Annotated in this window: 18 protein-coding genes, 1 pseudogene and 1 other annotated feature; of the genes and pseudogenes, 4 read left to right on the top strand and 15 right to left on the bottom strand. The window is 36.2% G+C overall.

Annotation, left to right across the window (positions count from 1 at the left end):
• Positions 1–69: 69 nt before the first annotated feature.
• The 9 genes from AC1DCY_RS06100 to AC1DCY_RS06060 all read right to left on the bottom strand — a co-directional run bounded on the left by AC1DCY_RS06100 (position 70) and on the right by AC1DCY_RS06060 (position 5,180).
• Positions 70–927 (bottom strand): hypothetical protein, encoded by an 858-nt coding sequence (locus tag AC1DCY_RS06100; RefSeq protein WP_477348401.1) that lies wholly within the window; start codon positions 925–927, stop codon positions 70–72.
• Complete coding sequence (locus AC1DCY_RS06095; protein WP_477348399.1) at positions 893–1,189, bottom strand: RNA polymerase sigma factor; 297 nt, start codon at positions 1,187–1,189, stop codon at positions 893–895. The genes AC1DCY_RS06100 and AC1DCY_RS06095 overlap by 35 nt, the downstream gene beginning before the upstream one ends.
• A 344-nt stretch (positions 1,190–1,533) precedes the next feature.
• Positions 1,534–2,157 (bottom strand): hypothetical protein, encoded by a 624-nt coding sequence (locus AC1DCY_RS06090; protein WP_477348397.1) that lies wholly within the window; start codon positions 2,155–2,157, stop codon positions 1,534–1,536.
• A gap of 8 nt (positions 2,158–2,165) precedes the next feature.
• A complete protein-coding gene (locus AC1DCY_RS06085; RefSeq protein ID WP_477348395.1) occupies positions 2,166–2,333 on the bottom strand; it encodes a hypothetical protein in 168 nt (55 codons plus the stop codon).
• Positions 2,326–2,511, bottom strand: coding sequence for a helix-hairpin-helix domain-containing protein (locus AC1DCY_RS06080; protein WP_477348393.1), 186 nt, complete (start codon positions 2,509–2,511; stop codon positions 2,326–2,328). Before AC1DCY_RS06080 ends, AC1DCY_RS06085 begins: the two co-directional genes overlap by 8 nt.
• A gap of 451 nt (positions 2,512–2,962) precedes the next feature.
• Entirely contained in the window at positions 2,963–3,571 is a 609-nt protein-coding gene (locus tag AC1DCY_RS06075; protein ID WP_477348391.1) for a lysostaphin resistance A-like protein, read from the bottom strand.
• Between the two features lie 261 nt (positions 3,572–3,832).
• Positions 3,833–4,189 carry a hypothetical protein gene (locus tag AC1DCY_RS06070; protein WP_477348389.1) on the bottom strand — a complete coding sequence of 119 codons (357 nt, stop codon included), beginning with the start codon at positions 4,187–4,189 and terminating at the stop codon, positions 3,833–3,835.
• Positions 4,190–4,295: 106 nt separating this feature from the next.
• Positions 4,296–4,724, bottom strand: coding sequence for a GNAT family N-acetyltransferase (locus AC1DCY_RS06065; RefSeq protein WP_477348388.1), 429 nt, complete (start codon positions 4,722–4,724; stop codon positions 4,296–4,298).
• A gap of 15 nt (positions 4,725–4,739) precedes the next feature.
• Complete coding sequence (locus AC1DCY_RS06060; protein WP_477348386.1) at positions 4,740–5,180, bottom strand: GNAT family N-acetyltransferase; 441 nt, start codon at positions 5,178–5,180, stop codon at positions 4,740–4,742.
• A 112-nt stretch (positions 5,181–5,292) separates the two neighbouring features.
• Between AC1DCY_RS06060 and pdxR the strand changes: the two genes are divergently transcribed.
• Positions 5,293–6,684 (top strand): MocR-like pyridoxine biosynthesis transcription factor PdxR, encoded by a 1,392-nt coding sequence (gene pdxR, locus AC1DCY_RS06055; protein WP_477348384.1) that lies wholly within the window; start codon positions 5,293–5,295, stop codon positions 6,682–6,684.
• A gap of 22 nt (positions 6,685–6,706) precedes the next feature.
• Here the strand turns inward: pdxR and AC1DCY_RS06050 are convergent, their stop codons facing one another.
• From AC1DCY_RS06050 to AC1DCY_RS06035, 4 genes are all read right to left on the bottom strand, one after another.
• Positions 6,707–7,105, bottom strand: coding sequence for a DUF5412 domain-containing protein (locus AC1DCY_RS06050; protein WP_477348382.1), 399 nt, complete (start codon positions 7,103–7,105; stop codon positions 6,707–6,709).
• A 231-nt stretch (positions 7,106–7,336) separates the two neighbouring features.
• Positions 7,337–8,560 (bottom strand): GNAT family N-acetyltransferase, encoded by a 1,224-nt coding sequence (locus tag AC1DCY_RS06045; protein ID WP_477348380.1) that lies wholly within the window; start codon positions 8,558–8,560, stop codon positions 7,337–7,339.
• The gene (locus tag AC1DCY_RS06040; protein WP_477348378.1) at positions 8,557–9,285 is read right to left on the bottom strand and encodes an AAA family ATPase; all 729 of its coding nucleotides are present in this window, start codon (positions 9,283–9,285) and stop codon (positions 8,557–8,559) included. Before AC1DCY_RS06040 ends, AC1DCY_RS06045 begins: the two co-directional genes overlap by 4 nt.
• 763 nt (positions 9,286–10,048) lie before the next feature.
• Entirely contained in the window at positions 10,049–10,363 is a 315-nt protein-coding gene (locus tag AC1DCY_RS06035; RefSeq protein WP_477348376.1) for a hypothetical protein, read from the bottom strand.
• A gap of 242 nt (positions 10,364–10,605) precedes the next feature.
• Positions 10,606–10,805: a binding site (T-box leader), on the bottom strand.
• A gap of 231 nt (positions 10,806–11,036) precedes the next feature.
• Here AC1DCY_RS06035 and AC1DCY_RS06030 point away from each other — a divergent pair.
• The 3 genes from AC1DCY_RS06030 to AC1DCY_RS06020 all read left to right on the top strand — a co-directional run bounded on the left by AC1DCY_RS06030 (position 11,037) and on the right by AC1DCY_RS06020 (position 13,854).
• Positions 11,037–11,252 carry a hypothetical protein gene (locus AC1DCY_RS06030; RefSeq protein ID WP_049666100.1) on the top strand — a complete coding sequence of 72 codons (216 nt, stop codon included), beginning with the start codon at positions 11,037–11,039 and terminating at the stop codon, positions 11,250–11,252.
• A 385-nt stretch (positions 11,253–11,637) separates the two neighbouring features.
• Positions 11,638–13,029 carry a class II fumarate hydratase gene (fumC, locus tag AC1DCY_RS06025; RefSeq protein WP_477348373.1) on the top strand — a complete coding sequence of 464 codons (1,392 nt, stop codon included), beginning with the start codon at positions 11,638–11,640 and terminating at the stop codon, positions 13,027–13,029.
• A 231-nt stretch (positions 13,030–13,260) separates the two neighbouring features.
• The gene (locus AC1DCY_RS06020) at positions 13,261–13,854 is read left to right on the top strand and encodes a YdeI/OmpD-associated family protein (RefSeq protein ID WP_477348371.1); all 594 of its coding nucleotides are present in this window, start codon (positions 13,261–13,263) and stop codon (positions 13,852–13,854) included.
• 203 nt (positions 13,855–14,057) lie between these two features.
• Here the strand turns inward: AC1DCY_RS06020 and AC1DCY_RS06015 are convergent.
• Both AC1DCY_RS06015 and lepB read right to left on the bottom strand, forming a co-directional pair.
• Positions 14,058–14,166: pseudogene (locus AC1DCY_RS06015) on the bottom strand (helix-turn-helix transcriptional regulator); the annotation flags it as partial.
• 148 nt (positions 14,167–14,314) lie between these two features.
• On the bottom strand, positions 14,315–14,905 hold the full coding sequence (gene lepB / locus AC1DCY_RS06010; RefSeq protein ID WP_477348369.1) for a signal peptidase I: 591 nt from the start codon (positions 14,903–14,905) through the stop codon (positions 14,315–14,317).
• Between the last annotated feature and the right edge of the window lie 69 nt (positions 14,906–14,974).

The following is a 14,974-nucleotide window of genomic DNA, read 5'->3' as shown; positions in this document are numbered from 1 at the left end:
TTAAAACCACCTATACCTTTGCAATTGTCTCTTATGCAAAAGGAATAGGTGGTTTTATTATTAAATCAATTAATAAAGCATAATAATTAAAACAAGTGTTGCACTAATTATACTTATTTTTATTGTTTCTACTTTATATATGGAATATGTCCGTTCCTCTCGCTTTAGATTATGCCAAATAATGAAACCATATAAAAATGCAAACATAATCATTAATGGTTTATACAATGGACCGACCCATGTTGCCCAAGCAAAAACGCTTGAAAGCATCGCAAGTACAAGTACTAACAGCCACCATATACGCTCAGATGGTTTAGATCCTTCTAGATTATGACGTTTATAATAGTACATAGAGAATATATTTACAGCTACCACAATAAGTGGCAGGATATATATCCATGGTATTGTTTCTACAGAGTATAATGTTTGAAATACTTCATCATACATGTCAGATTTCCCAATAAAAAACTGGCCCGAATCAACATTCAGCATGCCTGTATCTGAAATCTGATAGCGCTCTTCCCGATGATCTTTAACAACGACTACATCTGCAATATGATTACCTAACTTTCCATCTGCCTTTTCGACATACTGTGTTAAGTCTTCAAAAAAGCTATAAACTTTTGTATCTTCAACCTTCTTTATAGAAATATACAAACTCGAACTTCGCGCAAAGAATTTCCCTTCTTTTCCTCCGAAATGCTTATAAATTGTTTGGATGGATTGGCCTGCAGTTTGAGGTGTTGAATTTTGTGGAATCAAAATTAAAAATAGAGCGATCATGGCAATCGTTAGTAGTAAAAAACTTTCCTTCCATAACGTTAAGCCATTTCTTTTCTTATGTTGAATGTGTTCATAAATACGGGCCTTTACAGCCTGATCTTCTGGTAATTTATTGAGTTCCTTCAGTCGATTGTTTAAATCCAAATTCATCACCTCCAAGTATTTTCTCCAAAGCCTTCATAGCATTTCTCTGTGTATTCGCTATTTTCACTGAAGACCACCCTAAAATTTCACTAGTTTCGGCTAAATTCAACTCTTCAATTTTTCTGTAAATAAGAACCTCTCGATATTCAGGCTTTAATAATTGGATTGCTTCATATAACAGTCGACGCTCCTCAGACTGCATGATCCAATCATGTGGTACATATTGTGTCTCCCGTTTTTCATGTTCTCTTTGAAATGGCAATCATTTAATAAGTGCTTTTTTCTATATGTATCATAGACAAGGTTTCGTGCAATTCTCCTTATATAAGTGCCCATAGAAGCCTCATTTCTAAACTGTCCTTTATAAAACACGGATGAAGGTTTCCTGCGTTAAATCCTCCGCTAAACCTGGATCCTAGACCATATAGTAAATAAATTGATAAATGTATTGAAAATATTGTTCATAAAGCTCATCAAACTCCATCTTCTCACCTCTCTTACTTTATTAGACGAATGAGTAAACAAGATTTGTATGTTTAAGTGTAAATTTACTAAGTTAAAAAATAGGCTACCTGACACCATATAGTATCAAGTAGCCTAAATTTTTTAAAGATCCGTTTTCATATTTTCAAATGTATGTATTAACACATATTTTTGTACACCACGAGCCACTTCAACGCTTTCCTGGGCATGATGATGAAGGGATGTTTCATTTTTCATTTTGTATGCATAAACCGCTTCAATTGCTGGCTGCATCCACGGCTGTGTAAGCTGATCGCTTCGCATGTCAGTTGTTCGTCCTTCAAGTGCAGCGATATAACATTTTGCATAGCTAGTTAAAGGCTCTTTATTTATTTTATTAGCCGCATCCTTTGCTTCCTCTAAATTCTCTTCCATGATTGCCTTTATAAATTTACAGTTATACTTCATTGCTGGCTGCTTATATTTTACGATGGCTGTTTCTAATGAGTAAAGCTGGTCTTCCTTTGTACCATAAGCAACAGCGTAAAGATAGACAAAAAACGGATCATTTTTACGATCTTTTACTAGTTTATCTACCATCGTCATATTATTTGTCCTAAATAAAATATGTATATGTCTATAAATCATTACGATCACAATAAGAGCAATAATGCCGATTGTAATGGATAGGCGAACTCCTACTAATGATAGTAATAATGTTAAAATAAAAATGCACAAATAAAATATGGTTAGTTTTGTAATTTTCATAATTCCTCCTACTGTAGTTTCTTCCGCATTTTTCGAGAAAAAATAAAGCCAGCTCCAAGGAAAAATACTAACGCCATAAACTTCATGAGAGGAATAATAAATAACTTGCTAATTACGAGAACAACAAGGATATAATAAACCACCATTGCCAGTAATAATAATGTTAGTTTATTCATGGTTCTCCCTACTTTCATTTAATGCTGCTTCAATGGCCGTTAATGCTTTCGGTCCCATCCCGTGTAAATTTTTTAACGTTGATAAATCAACCTTTTCCAATTGCTCTAATTGTGTATATCCTGCCGCATTTAATGCACGTATAGCAGGCTTCGCTACGCCCTTTGGCCATTCCGTCATTTATGCTCTTCCCTTCCTTTCTCGTCTATTGAGTATCTCTGTTCCAATAATACCTATTAATAGTATAGCAAGTAAGGCGACATGATAATCAACAAAAAAGTCGTAAATGCTATATTATAATAACGGCATATTGCGGTGATAATACGCCCTCCGAATCAATTATGCCTCGGCATAATTGCGTCCTGAATCGGCTTTGGCTTAGGCCTGCGTGATGCAGGTCAGTTAGCCGTTATCGCATGGATGCGATGATATTAGGCTAACATCCTTTATGAACTCCTTTCCGATTCCGTGACATCCGCCGGAGGCTTTAACTTCTTTCAGCTACTGAAAGAAGTTTATATAAAACTGACAATCAAGCATCCTTTTACTACCTGCTCGATGAATTGCATTCCTTTCACCTCTCTGCTTTATTATGCAATCGAATATGATGAAATGCAAATGAGCTAGGATATTAGAGTATATTAAACATTGCAATGAAGGCGGCAATCAGATTGACAATGCTATGGATGCCCCAGCTTGTTAGGATGGAGCCATTAGATTTTCGTTCATTGATCCACCCCATAAAATAACCTACAAATGCGGTTGCTATAACAACTAATACTACAACGCCAAAAGGAATAAAAGAAAACATCATCAATCCATGTAAAATACCAAATAGTAAACTTTGTATGATATTTCCCATTTGAAAACCAAACTTATGCTTGAATCTTTTTAATAAAAAGCCTCGGAATAACAGCTCCTCTGACAACCCTGTTTGTACAATTGAATGGAAAAGTGCCGGAATGAGCGCTGAAAAACCAAGTCCTGTAAAACGATTGGTTGCTAAGGTTGAACTGTCTAGGTAGAAATAGCTGATTGTAGTAAGGGGTACGAATAATAAAATAGTAATGAATAAAAACCATAGAAAATAATTTCCTTTATTTTCAATGACGGGCTTTTGAAGGCCGAGCCATCTTAAAAATGATTGTTCCTTTCTTGTTGAGAAAAACCACCAAATAAACGGTATAACCGAAAATAAAATGACCTGAAAAACTGCACTAATTACACTTTCCAAAACCATAATTTTTCCCCCTGTTCAAAATGTTTTACATGAAGAATGACAAGCGACGGTGAATGGTTCTTTTCGGAAATCGACGGTAACTCTCTCGTTTCATCGATTGGCTTAGAAAAATCGTCGGTAGTCAGTATTGCTGTCCTTCTTCATATTAAGCATATTAAAGAGCAGAGTTAAAATCAATCTATTTTTAACGATAATCGTTAAAAATTTATTCTTTATAATTAAAACATAATAAAAAAAGCAACTAGAATATACTAGTCGCTTTCATTCTTTATTCGGATTTCGCTCAATAAAATCTGTAATTTCATCTTTTAAATCATAAACTAAATTAAAATAATGATGTTCGTTCATTGCACCCTTCTTTCGCCATTTTTGCATTTCTTGATAGTGGAAAGTCACAAAATAATTTATTATTTCACGTTGGTCAATACCTTCTCTTTTTGCCATATCGACAATAGAAAGTCCTTCTTTCCAGTATTGATCATACACTTCTTGCTCGATCCCAAGAACCTTACAAATAGCAGCATAGTCGTACTTTACGTGGTAAACAAGCTGTCCTTCTTCACCATTTGCATGTTGTTGAATAACATTATTTGCATATCCAATTGGTGTAAAGCTCATTAAAGTATACTCGTGAGAAATAATTTTTTGAATGGTACTTTCATTTTAAACCTCCTGCATGTTTCCACTAGTGTGTGAGGTTTTAAAAAATCATATTCCTTTTAGATCACAATGCCTTGCGAAAAGAATAGCACCATTTTTCATAACCTAATCGATCTTCATAAAAACGATGCGCACTAGTCCTTTGAACGCCAGACTCTAAAGCAATATAGTGCGCACCTTTTTCTTTGCCCCATTGGTGAAGATAATGTAATAATTTCTCACCATAGCCGCTTGAACGATACTTTTCATCCGTTACTAAATCATAGACAAAAATATGGCATTCACTGTAAAAGTTGACTCTCCAACTTAATCCGGCGACAACAACCATTTTTTTGTTTTCGTATAAAGCAAATAACATATAGCCATCTTGGATCATTTCTTTTAATAATAAGAGATACTTTTCTACTGTTAATTCCGTACGAAGTTGCGCCATAACGGCATATGCTTCCATCCACTCCTGTTGCGTTGTTAATTGTTTGATTGTTACGGTCATTATTCGAACCTCCTTTTACCAATATTTAATAAAATGAAATACTCCATCGTCTATTTTCATCCCAAGTTTCTCATATAGTTTTTGAGCACGAACGTTGTCTGTCGCTGTTTCTAACCCAATATACCGCGCATCATTCTGTATACAGTATGAATAACACTGTTCAATTAGGTCCTGTGCTACGCCTTGCTTCCTAGCATCCTCTGCCACATATAAATCGTTTAAAATAAACGCCCTTTTCATTGCAACAGATGAAAAAATAGGATAAAGCTGGACAAAACCAACTGGCTGCGTATCCAAATAAGCAAGAAAAATAATCGACTCCTCCTTATTTAAACGCTCCATGAGAAACTGCTCAGCCTGCTCTAAGTCTGATGGTTGACCATAAAATTCTCGATAAGCATTAAATAATGGCACCACGTCCCCAACAGTTGCTAAGGTTACTGTACAAATCTTCATTATCGATTCTCCCCATTTCTTTTAATATGTAATTCTAGTATTATGATAAAAAACAAACTGACATTTAAAAAGAAACAGTTCTCGACATTTCACCATGTCAAGGAGGGGCTTTATGGAGGATTTTATTTTCTTATTCACAGATGAAGAGGCAAAATATAAACAAATTTATCAGCAAATCAAATGGTTAATTGAACAAGGGAGATTGACAACGAATGATTCTCTTCCTTCTATTCGAAGGCTAGCCGAAACTTTACGTGTCAGTCGGAATACAACTTTAACTGCATATGAGCAGCTCGTAGCGGAAGGATACATACGTGGTGAAGGACGAAAGGGTTATTTTGTCAATGAATTTGAACAGGTTTTTCTACAGGAGGAGGAACGGCCAAGCCTTACTCCAAAAACGAATAATAACAGTAGAGATATCATCATTGACTTTCGTGCTGGCGCAGTCGATCAACAGCATTTCCCTCTGAAAATATGGCGTCAAATGGCTAATCAAGTGTTACCTTTACAAAAGTGCTATAAATATGGTGACCCTTTCGGCGAGCCTCTTTTAAAAGAACAACTTGTACATTATTTGCTTCAAGCTCGTGGCGTTCATGTAAATGAAGAGGACATTATTATCGGTAGTAGCACGCAACAAATGTTGATTTATCTCGGCTTTCTATTAAAGCAAGATTTCCCAAGTGTTATTTTAGAAGACCCTGGCTATAACGGTGCACGAGAAGCATTCAAGCTGCATGACTTTCATATCGAGACATTACCTGTGTTGGAAAACGGTGCACAGCTTGATCATTTACAGCATTTACATTCGCGCTTACTCTATGTCACACCTTCTCATCATTTTCCATATGGCGTTTCTATGAGCATTCAGCAGCGGCAAGCTTTAATTCAGTGGGCTAAAAAAGTTGATGGCTATATACTTGAGGATGATTATGATGGGGAATTTCGTTATACGCAACAGCCATTTCCTGCTCTCGCCTCACTCGACAAGTCACGTGTGATTTATATGGGAACATTTTCAAAATCATTTTTACCAGCTATTCGTTTAAGCTATATGGTGCTACCGAAAGCACTTGTTCAGCCATATAAAGAACGCTTTGCTCATTTTGAACATAATGCTTCATCCTTACATCAATTAACAATGGCGAAATTCATGGAACAAGGTGAATGGACACGACATATTAAAAGAATGCGAATTACCTATAAACATAAAATAAATACACTCGTAGAGGAACTTAACAAGCAATTCGGAGAAAAAATTACGATTCTTGGAGAGCAATCTGGACTTTATATATTGATCAAGGTTCATACACAATTTTCAGAAGAGCAGCTCATTGAAAATGCACAACTATACGGAGTCAAGGTCTACCCTACGAGCCTATATTTTCTACAACAACCAAGCGTTGTGCCCATTATACAATTAGGCTTTAGCAAGTTAAAAATGGAGGAAATCATCCTCGGTGTGCAACTGCTAAAAAAAGCTTGGATCACAGAAAGATAAGCCATAACTGTATCGGTTATGGCTACTCATTATCACGATAATCATATGTTTCATCAGGTACATTCAATGTCACACCGTTAATACTTACTGTATCATCATCGCTCCAGTGAATGTATGCTCTATTTTCTCGATATTGCCAATATATTTTCTTGGACTTTCTCTTTTCATGATTGAATACTAACTCTCCCAACACAGAAAAAGATGTCGTCGCACCAGCGTCTGAAACATAAGCTTTCACTGTATAGGTTCCTTGTGGAGATGTAGATTCAGCAATCAGCTCTTGTTTAAACCTAGTCCAATCAAAAAACACCCAATAAATACCGTACCCTATAATACCAGCAAAAAACAAAACCCAAATAAGTAGCACTAGAAGCGTTTTTTTGTATATTTTCTTTCTTTCTAACTTCTCGGCATCGTTCATCTGCATCCCCCAATCTGTTTATATAGAGACGATTTTAGGGGAGTTGATGTTTCCTTAATTAGGAAATCCATTCATTAGAGCAGTTTTTTCGGGAACTGATTAGTTCTCGCACTAACCCGATCAGTTATCTCCTGGACCCGATCAGTTCTCACACTGACCCGATCAATTTTCTTTTCAACCCATATAAAAGGAATTTGCACCGCTACCTCTGCGCAAATTCCTATAATTTTGTTAAAAATAATCAATGAAGGTTGGGATGCCTACTGGTAGCACCGTCTCTAGTAATGCAATTTCAATGGCATTGCCTTGTAAACGCTCGATTTTTTCTAAATAGCTCGGTCGTTTATAGCCAAGTAACATCGTAGCAAGTGTTTGAACCGTTAGCTGAATAGCATTTTCAGACTGTGTCTCACTCACCTTTTCGACAGCAACTTTTCCGTTCTGCTTCGTTATGACAAATGTGCCATTATTCCATGCCACAATGCGATCACTAACAGCGAGTCGAAGCTGAAAATCATTTCCCTTAAATGGATAGCGTAACAGAAATTCTTTTACATCTACAATCCGTGCCATAAAATAAGGGGATACCTTTTGTATAATCTCACTATCCTCTAATAAAAAGGCAACGGCTTCATTGCCAGTCGTTTTACCATAGACATTGTAAATCATCGAGCTGTGCGCTGAGACAAAATTCCATAATCCTTTACGCGCCTCTTCCTGCAAATAGACAATTTCATCGATGTAATAGTTTTCCTCCATAATGCGATAAAACATATAACCTTGAGGCATATCATCCTCATCATAATACACTGCTGCCTGGAGGTTCACATCACTATCGATAAATTTTTCTTCCCAAAAATCTTCTTGAAATTTTTCATTCCAAGCAATACTGTTACGTACCATGACACCGTGCGTCTTCTTGGCATAGTGGGCATAAATGGTCACAACATCTTCATGTTTCGGGTCGACACGGCGAATTTTCCCGTTTAAGCCTGCATAGTGCGGGAGCTGTGTGTCCTTGATTTGAAATTCCACAATATCACTCATAATTTCCCAGCCCTTTTTTCGGTAATAAGGGATAGAATATGGAAATAAATAGGATATACACAATCCTTCGTTTCGCATCCGCTCTAGACTCTCAATAATAAGGCTCTCCATCAAACCATGCCTAGAATATTCAGGGTACGTTCCGACCGCAGTAATGCCTCCCATTTCATAGATTCTACCATGAACATTGACTTCAAATGGTAGGCTTAAAATTTGAGATACAAGGTGTGAACCATCGAACCAACCAATCGCATGTCCCTCATTAAATTGCTTACTTTTAGCATTCACGAAGCGACGATCCTTGTGAATGGACATAGACATTTGAAAAACATAATTAAGCAAGTCTATTGACTGTGCCATTTCATCTAATCGAATTTCTCGCATAACTAAGCCTTTACGTTGATTCATGATTCCCTCTCCTCATCAAATAACTCTGAAAAAATGGTGTTCGGTGCATTTAAAAAGCGCTTCGTAACAATGTAATGTATAGTATCCTCATAACGAATAGATTCAATCTCCCCATTATCAAAACTATAGATTGTAGCATTTGGATAGCCAAGTAAAATAGGTGAATGAGTGGCGATAATAAATTGCGCCTCATGCTCTAAATCTTTGATAATTTTGAGGAGGCTCAGCTGTCTCGTTGGTGACAATGCCGCTTCTGGCTCATCCAATAAATAAATGGCCTTGCCTTTGAAGCGATGCATAAATAGCGATAAAAAGGACTCGCCATGTGATTGATGATGTAACGACTTACCACCAAAAGCGGCATACTTATTAGGATGACTATCCAACAAATCAATATGACTCGCAAATTGATAAAACGTTTCCGAACGTAGGAAAAAGCCATTTGAAACCTTTGGCCACCAGGATAAACGGATGAATTCGCCAAGTGCAGATTCCGCTTTATGTACTTCATATAAATTTTGTCGGCCACCCCCCGCTGTATTAAAATCACAGCGATCAGCTATAGCCTCCAATAGCGTTGATTTCCCAGAGCCATTTTCCCCTACGAAGAAGGTCACGTTCGTAGGAAACTCTAGCTCCTGTAAATCCTGCAAACTTGGTATATTAAAGGGATACTGGTCTTTATCAATATCTTTCTGTAATACCTTACATGATTTTAAATACATTTTATTTCCTCCCTTACTACTATTATATCGCGCTTACGCTACTCTGAAACCGACCTTTTTTCAAAATACAAGCTACACACCCCTAAAATAAATAATAGACTTATTCCAAAAAGGGAAATGGGCGACCATGATAGCCTTGAGTCAAACATCTGAAAGAAAAATGTGAATATCGGAACAAAGCATAAACTCATCATTATCATTAAAGGTGAACAATACTGAATACCTATCTGCAATAAATACATAGGAAGCACGACGCCCACTGCTGTTACTGCGATTATCCATGAAATATTTCCCGAGAAATACTTGAAAAATATGTCGAAAGTCGCGAAAAAAGATAATAAAATTATGCCATAATAACGATTAACTAAAATCATAGAAGTAGTCCAACCGGCCTCACTTAATCTCTTAGAATACATCGTACAAAGTACAGCCCCAATCCCACAACCAACACTCGCTATTAACGCTAAGATCACGGGCAAAGTTATGTCCATTTGAACAACTGATTTCCCACTTACGACCGCTAATATTAATATAGTACAAGCGATAAATGTCCCCATGGCAATTACCCATTGTGATTTCGGAATTGACTTCTTTGCAAAAACAGCTAACACCAAGACAAACAGCGGTCCAATGCCCATCTCAAGTGCACATACAATCGCTGACTCTGCATATTATCAATTATGCCTTGGCATAATTGCGTCCGGAATCGGCTTTGTACTTGTACAAAGACTCCTTTCCGATTCCGTGACATCCGCCGGAGGCTTTAACTTCTTTCAGTGGGTAAACAACCGCTGAAAGAAGTTAAAGCGAAATAAAAGCCCATAAATGCTAACACGGATGCTACATTCAGCTTCACTACATAATTAATATTTCCCTTCCACAGATTAGCTCGTTTATGCTTGCGTGCAAAAAAAGAGAAATAAATAGCGGTAATGAAAAAACTAATACCAGTAAATAAAAATGTCGGTACTTCTTGCACCTGCTTTGCATAGAAAACCTGGCTTATCGATGTTAAAAGTGCTGATAATACAAGAGCTACTAATCCTACTGTTGTTGCCTGTTTTTTTGTAATCTCCATATATTTCCTCCTATTTGTTTTTATAAACACATACAGACTGAGAATTTTGTCGATGAAGCAATTCAGCTTTTCTGAGCGATCCGCTATTCGAGCGTCTCTCAATTTCCCAAATCAATTATGCCTCAGCATAATTGCCGCTGTCGCTTTGCTTTCGCTACATAAAACATTTGTAGCTGACGCTTTGCCTTTCGCTACATAAAACATTTGCTGAAAGAAATTAAAAAAACTTCATCTCAAATAAATATAGAGACGAAGTTTTCCGCGGTACCACTCTGATTAGCTAAAAAGCTCACTTTACTATAACGGTAGCTGCCGTTTATGCTTACTTCATTCGGCATAAAAACTCCTGGACGAGTTCATAAATGATTTGCGATGATTTTCACCAGCCATCACCTCTCTAAAGCAAACTACATTCATTACTACTTCCAATCATTGTTAATTTATTTTCGATACATCATAGTTCATTTCAACTTTTTCATCAAGCAACTATCCAAAATATATTCCCCTGCAGTATATCAAATGTTCTATATTATAAGTTCTTTTCATACATTGAGTAAAACCTTCCCCTACTAATTATCCTCATAAAAACCCTATCTCATTTACATTACATACGAGCAATTAAGGAAGGACTTTTTTTCTAGGTTCAATAAAAAAAGTTATAAGGAGAAAAATTATGTTTGTAACTCATTTTTATGAAAACAAGACGTCCGTTTTAAGTCAGCTGCTTGTAAATTTACCTACTGTCGAAGAGAACATTAAAATTAAAGGACGTAAAGCAAAAGTTGTTCAGATTGTTCAAATAGACGACAACAACTATCAAGTGAGTATTATCTTTGAAAAAGTGCCTAAAAAACAACCATTAAAAGAAATTGGCAAGAAAAAGAGATAGCTCTTCCCTATTTACCTTCCGACGCTATCATATAATGATGGCGTTTTAACTTTTAAAAAAGCGGGAATCAAACTCTAAGAAAAAAATCCATCGAGAATTATTCTCACTAAAATAAATGTCTTCATGTTGACTTTTTAATTGATAACAATTATCATTATCAATAGATTATTTCTTTACTCCGCAATGCTTAGTTCAGAATCCCCCTATTTTTTTGAAATAAGCATGTATCAAACGGATATTCTTACATCAGACTAAGAATATCCGTTTTTTAACTTTTAGAGTTCTTTGTGCCAAGCACAAAACCAAATCCGGACGTAATTATGCCAAGGCATAATTGATCTTTGATTTATTGGAGAGATTTACATAAATAAAGGAGCTGTTTTACATGGATTATCGTATTGAAAAAGACACTATGGGTGAAATTAAAGTACCTGCAGATAAAATTTGGGGTGCTCAAACGCAGCGCAGTAAAGAAAATTTCCAAATCGGAACAGAACAAATGCCTATTGAACTAATTCAAGCAATGGCCATTTTAAAGAAAAGTGCTGCGATCGCCAATAAAAAACTTGGTAAGCTTTCAGATATTAAAACAAATGCGATTGTGCAAGCAGCTGATGAAATTTTAAAGGGTCAATGGGATGATCAATTCCCTCTTGTAGTTTGGCAAACTGGTAGTGGTACACAGTCAAATATGAACGTCAATGAGGTAATTGCGCACCGTGCAAACCAACTTTTACAAAATGCTAGTGAGGCTGAACGCATCCATCCAAACGATGATGTCAATAAATCTCAAAGCTCAAACGATACCTTCCCAACGGCTTTGCATATTGCAGCAGTGTTAAAAGTTGAAGATTATTTACTGCCTCGGCTACGCTTACTAAAAGCAACACTCGATGACAAAGCAGAGAATTTCAAAGATATTATTAAAATTGGTCGTACTCATTTACAAGACGCAACACCACTTACTTTAGGTCAAGAAATAAGTGGCTGGGCAGCAATGCTTGCTAAATCTGACCATATGATTGTCCAAAATATTGAATATATGAAGGAACTAGCGATTGGTGGAACAGCAGTTGGTACGGGTATTAACGCACATCCTGAATTTGGTGAGCGTGTAGCAGCGGAAATTAGTGAATTAACAGGAAAACATTTTACTTCTGCCGCAAATAAATTCCATGCACTGACGAGTCATGATGAAGCTGTTGTCGCCCATGGCGCATTAAAGGCTCTTGCAGCTGACTTAATGAAAATTGCCAATGATGTTCGCTGGTTAGCGAGCGGTCCTCGTTCAGGTATCGGTGAAATTACGATTCCAGAAAACGAGCCAGGCTCATCCATTATGCCTGGTAAAGTAAATCCAACGCAAAGTGAAGCGATGACGATGGTTGTTACACAAGTCGTCGGCAATGATGCAACAATTGCCTTTGCCGCTTCCCAAGGTAACTTTGAGTTAAATGTCTTCAAGCCAGTCATTATCTATAACTTCTTACAATCAACTCGCCTACTAGCAGACACAATGAAATCATTTAATGACCATTGTGCTGTCGGTATCGAGCCAAATAAAGAAGTGCTCGACCACAATTTACAAAATTCATTAATGCTTGTAACTGCATTAAACCCTTATATCGGTTATGAAAATGCGGCAAAAATTGCGAAGCAAGCCCATAAAGAAGGTACGACATTAAAAGAAGCAGCGATTGCATCTGGTTTACTAACAGAGGAACAGTTCGATGAATATGTGGACCCTGCGACGATGATTTATCCGAATGTAAAGTAACAGGAATGGAAGCTAAACACACAACACCCTGGTACAAAAAAGATTGAGGCGAAATGCTTCAATCTTTTTTTATTAAGAATTTTTTTCAAAAAAAGCTGTCGCTATTCTTTGTAGATTTGCGATCTGAATCCCTATTTTTAGCTAGACATGACACTAATTATTGTTTTATTATAAAACGATTAGAGAAATTGATATCAGCTGATTAAAAAATGGTAGAGGGGTGTTCCTTGAGTGACAAATAGTAAAATGAATCCGAAGGTTGATGAATTTTTAGGTAAAGCTAAAAAGTGGCAGGAAGAATATTCGGTGTTGAGAAATATCGTTCTTGACTGTGAACTGACTGAAGAATTTAAATGGATGCATCCTTGTTATACGCTTGAGAAAAAAAACATCGTGTTAATACATGGATTTAAAGATTATTGTGCACTTCTGTTTCACAAAGGTGCCTTGTTAAAGGATGCCCATGGGATATTAATTCAACAAACTGAAAATGTACAGGCGGCGCGCCAAATCCGTTTCACAAGCGTCCAAGAAATAGTTGGAATGGAAACTATGATAAAAGACTATATTCATGAAGCCATTGAAGTTGAAAAAGCAGGTATAGAAGTGCCAATGAAAGAGCATAAGGAATACATAATTCCTGAAGAACTTCACAATAAATTCAGTGAAATGCCTACCTTGAAAACTGCTTTTGAAGAATTGACGCCAGGACGTCAAAGAGCATATATTCTACATTTTTCTCAACCTAAACAATCCAAAACTCGGGTGTCAAGAATTGAAAAATGCACGCAGCAAATTCTTGATGGTAAAGGATTAAACGATTAAGTTTATTCTTGAGGAAAAAATGAATTAAACTCGTTTTAAAAAAGATTGGAGCAAATTGCTTCAATCTTTTTTATTTCGAGATTCAATGAAAAAAGACTATCTGTTTACTAGATAGCCTCTTCGATAAAATAACATAGATTATACTTTTTTGAACAGGATGCCATTGTTTCTAATCCTATAAGTAGACCACAGTTTTACTCCTCCTAGAGCAATTCATCTAGGGTTTTATTCAACGTTTTACATATAGCTATACATAAATTCAATGTTATTATATTTACCTAATTCAATTAAACCAATTGTTTGCATAATGACCCCTCTTTTTCAGCCAATTCACCTTGGATACTTATACTATTGGCGACTGTTTCCCTAAATGCTGATTTAACAAATGACAATAAAAAAACCACTCAATGTGGAGTGGTCATGATTATTATCTTTATCAAATTTTTAAGCTTTCGATCTATCAGTTAAATCTGAAGTCAATATGCTCGATCGGCCAACAGATTATACTTGTTGTACCCTTTATTTTTTCTTTAGGGATGAACCCTAACTCGGGATTTCTACTATCATTACTCTTACGACGATTATCGCCTAATACAAAGTAATACCCTTCTGGTACGGTAGTTTCGCCTAAGTCTTGTTCTAACGTAAAATCATAAGTCAGTGACCCGGTATCATTTAATTCCTTCTTGTACTGATCTAAATAAGGTTCACTGTACTTTTCTCCATTTATGTATAATTGATCATTCTTATACTCGATTTTATCTCCTGGTAAACCAATGATACGTTTAATAATATTTTTTTCTTCATTGTCAATCATAACATTATTAATAACAACAATGTCAAATCGATCAACTGACTTAAATTTCGGACCGATTTTATTAACAATAACACGATCATTTTCTTCCAGTGTCGGCTCCATAGAAGCACCTTTTACGAGTACTGGCGTAAATAAAAACTGCTTGATGACAAACGCCACCAATAAAGCGAATGCAATTGCCTTTATCCATTCAACTAACTCATTTTTTAGTTTTCCCTGTACTTTTTCTTCCAAAATTTCACCTCCCAGTGTTTCTCTTATCTAATACGTAAAAAAAGGAAAATAGTTTCAATTTTCTGTTCG

The sequence above is a fragment of the Lysinibacillus sp. 10T31 genome, assembly GCF_056394365.1.
Note: the sequence above shows the minus strand (reverse complement) of the source record. Positions and strands in the feature narration are given on the sequence as shown.

Excerpts from the sequence above, each read along its gene's own strand:
- AC1DCY_RS06090 (WP_477348397.1), bottom strand. The coding sequence starts at position 2,157 with ATGAAAATTACAAAACTAACCATATTTTATTTGTGCATTTTTATTTTA.
- AC1DCY_RS06085 (WP_477348395.1), bottom strand. The coding sequence starts at position 2,333 with ATGAATAAACTAACATTATTATTACTGGCAATGGTGGTTTATTATATC.
- AC1DCY_RS06080 (WP_477348393.1), bottom strand. The coding sequence starts at position 2,511 with ATGACGGAATGGCCAAAGGGCGTAGCGAAGCCTGCTATACGTGCATTA.
- AC1DCY_RS06075 (WP_477348391.1), bottom strand. The coding sequence starts at position 3,571 with ATGGTTTTGGAAAGTGTAATTAGTGCAGTTTTTCAGGTCATTTTATTT.
- AC1DCY_RS06070 (WP_477348389.1), bottom strand. The coding sequence starts at position 4,189 with ATGAGCTTTACACCAATTGGATATGCAAATAATGTTATTCAACAACAT.
- AC1DCY_RS06065 (WP_477348388.1), bottom strand. The coding sequence starts at position 4,724 with ATGACCGTAACAATCAAACAATTAACAACGCAACAGGAGTGGATGGAA.
- AC1DCY_RS06060 (WP_477348386.1), bottom strand. The coding sequence starts at position 5,180 with ATGAAGATTTGTACAGTAACCTTAGCAACTGTTGGGGACGTGGTGCCA.
- pdxR (WP_477348384.1), top strand. The coding sequence starts at position 5,293 with ATGGAGGATTTTATTTTCTTATTCACAGATGAAGAGGCAAAATATAAA.
- AC1DCY_RS06050 (WP_477348382.1), bottom strand. The coding sequence starts at position 7,105 with ATGAACGATGCCGAGAAGTTAGAAAGAAAGAAAATATACAAAAAAACG.
- AC1DCY_RS06045 (WP_477348380.1), bottom strand. The coding sequence starts at position 8,560 with ATGAATCAACGTAAAGGCTTAGTTATGCGAGAAATTCGATTAGATGAA.
- AC1DCY_RS06040 (WP_477348378.1), bottom strand. The coding sequence starts at position 9,285 with ATGTATTTAAAATCATGTAAGGTATTACAGAAAGATATTGATAAAGAC.
- AC1DCY_RS06035 (WP_477348376.1), bottom strand. The coding sequence starts at position 10,363 with ATGGAGATTACAAAAAAACAGGCAACAACAGTAGGATTAGTAGCTCTT.
- AC1DCY_RS06030 (WP_049666100.1), top strand. The coding sequence starts at position 11,037 with ATGTTTGTAACTCATTTTTATGAAAACAAGACGTCCGTTTTAAGTCAG.
- fumC (WP_477348373.1), top strand. The coding sequence starts at position 11,638 with ATGGATTATCGTATTGAAAAAGACACTATGGGTGAAATTAAAGTACCT.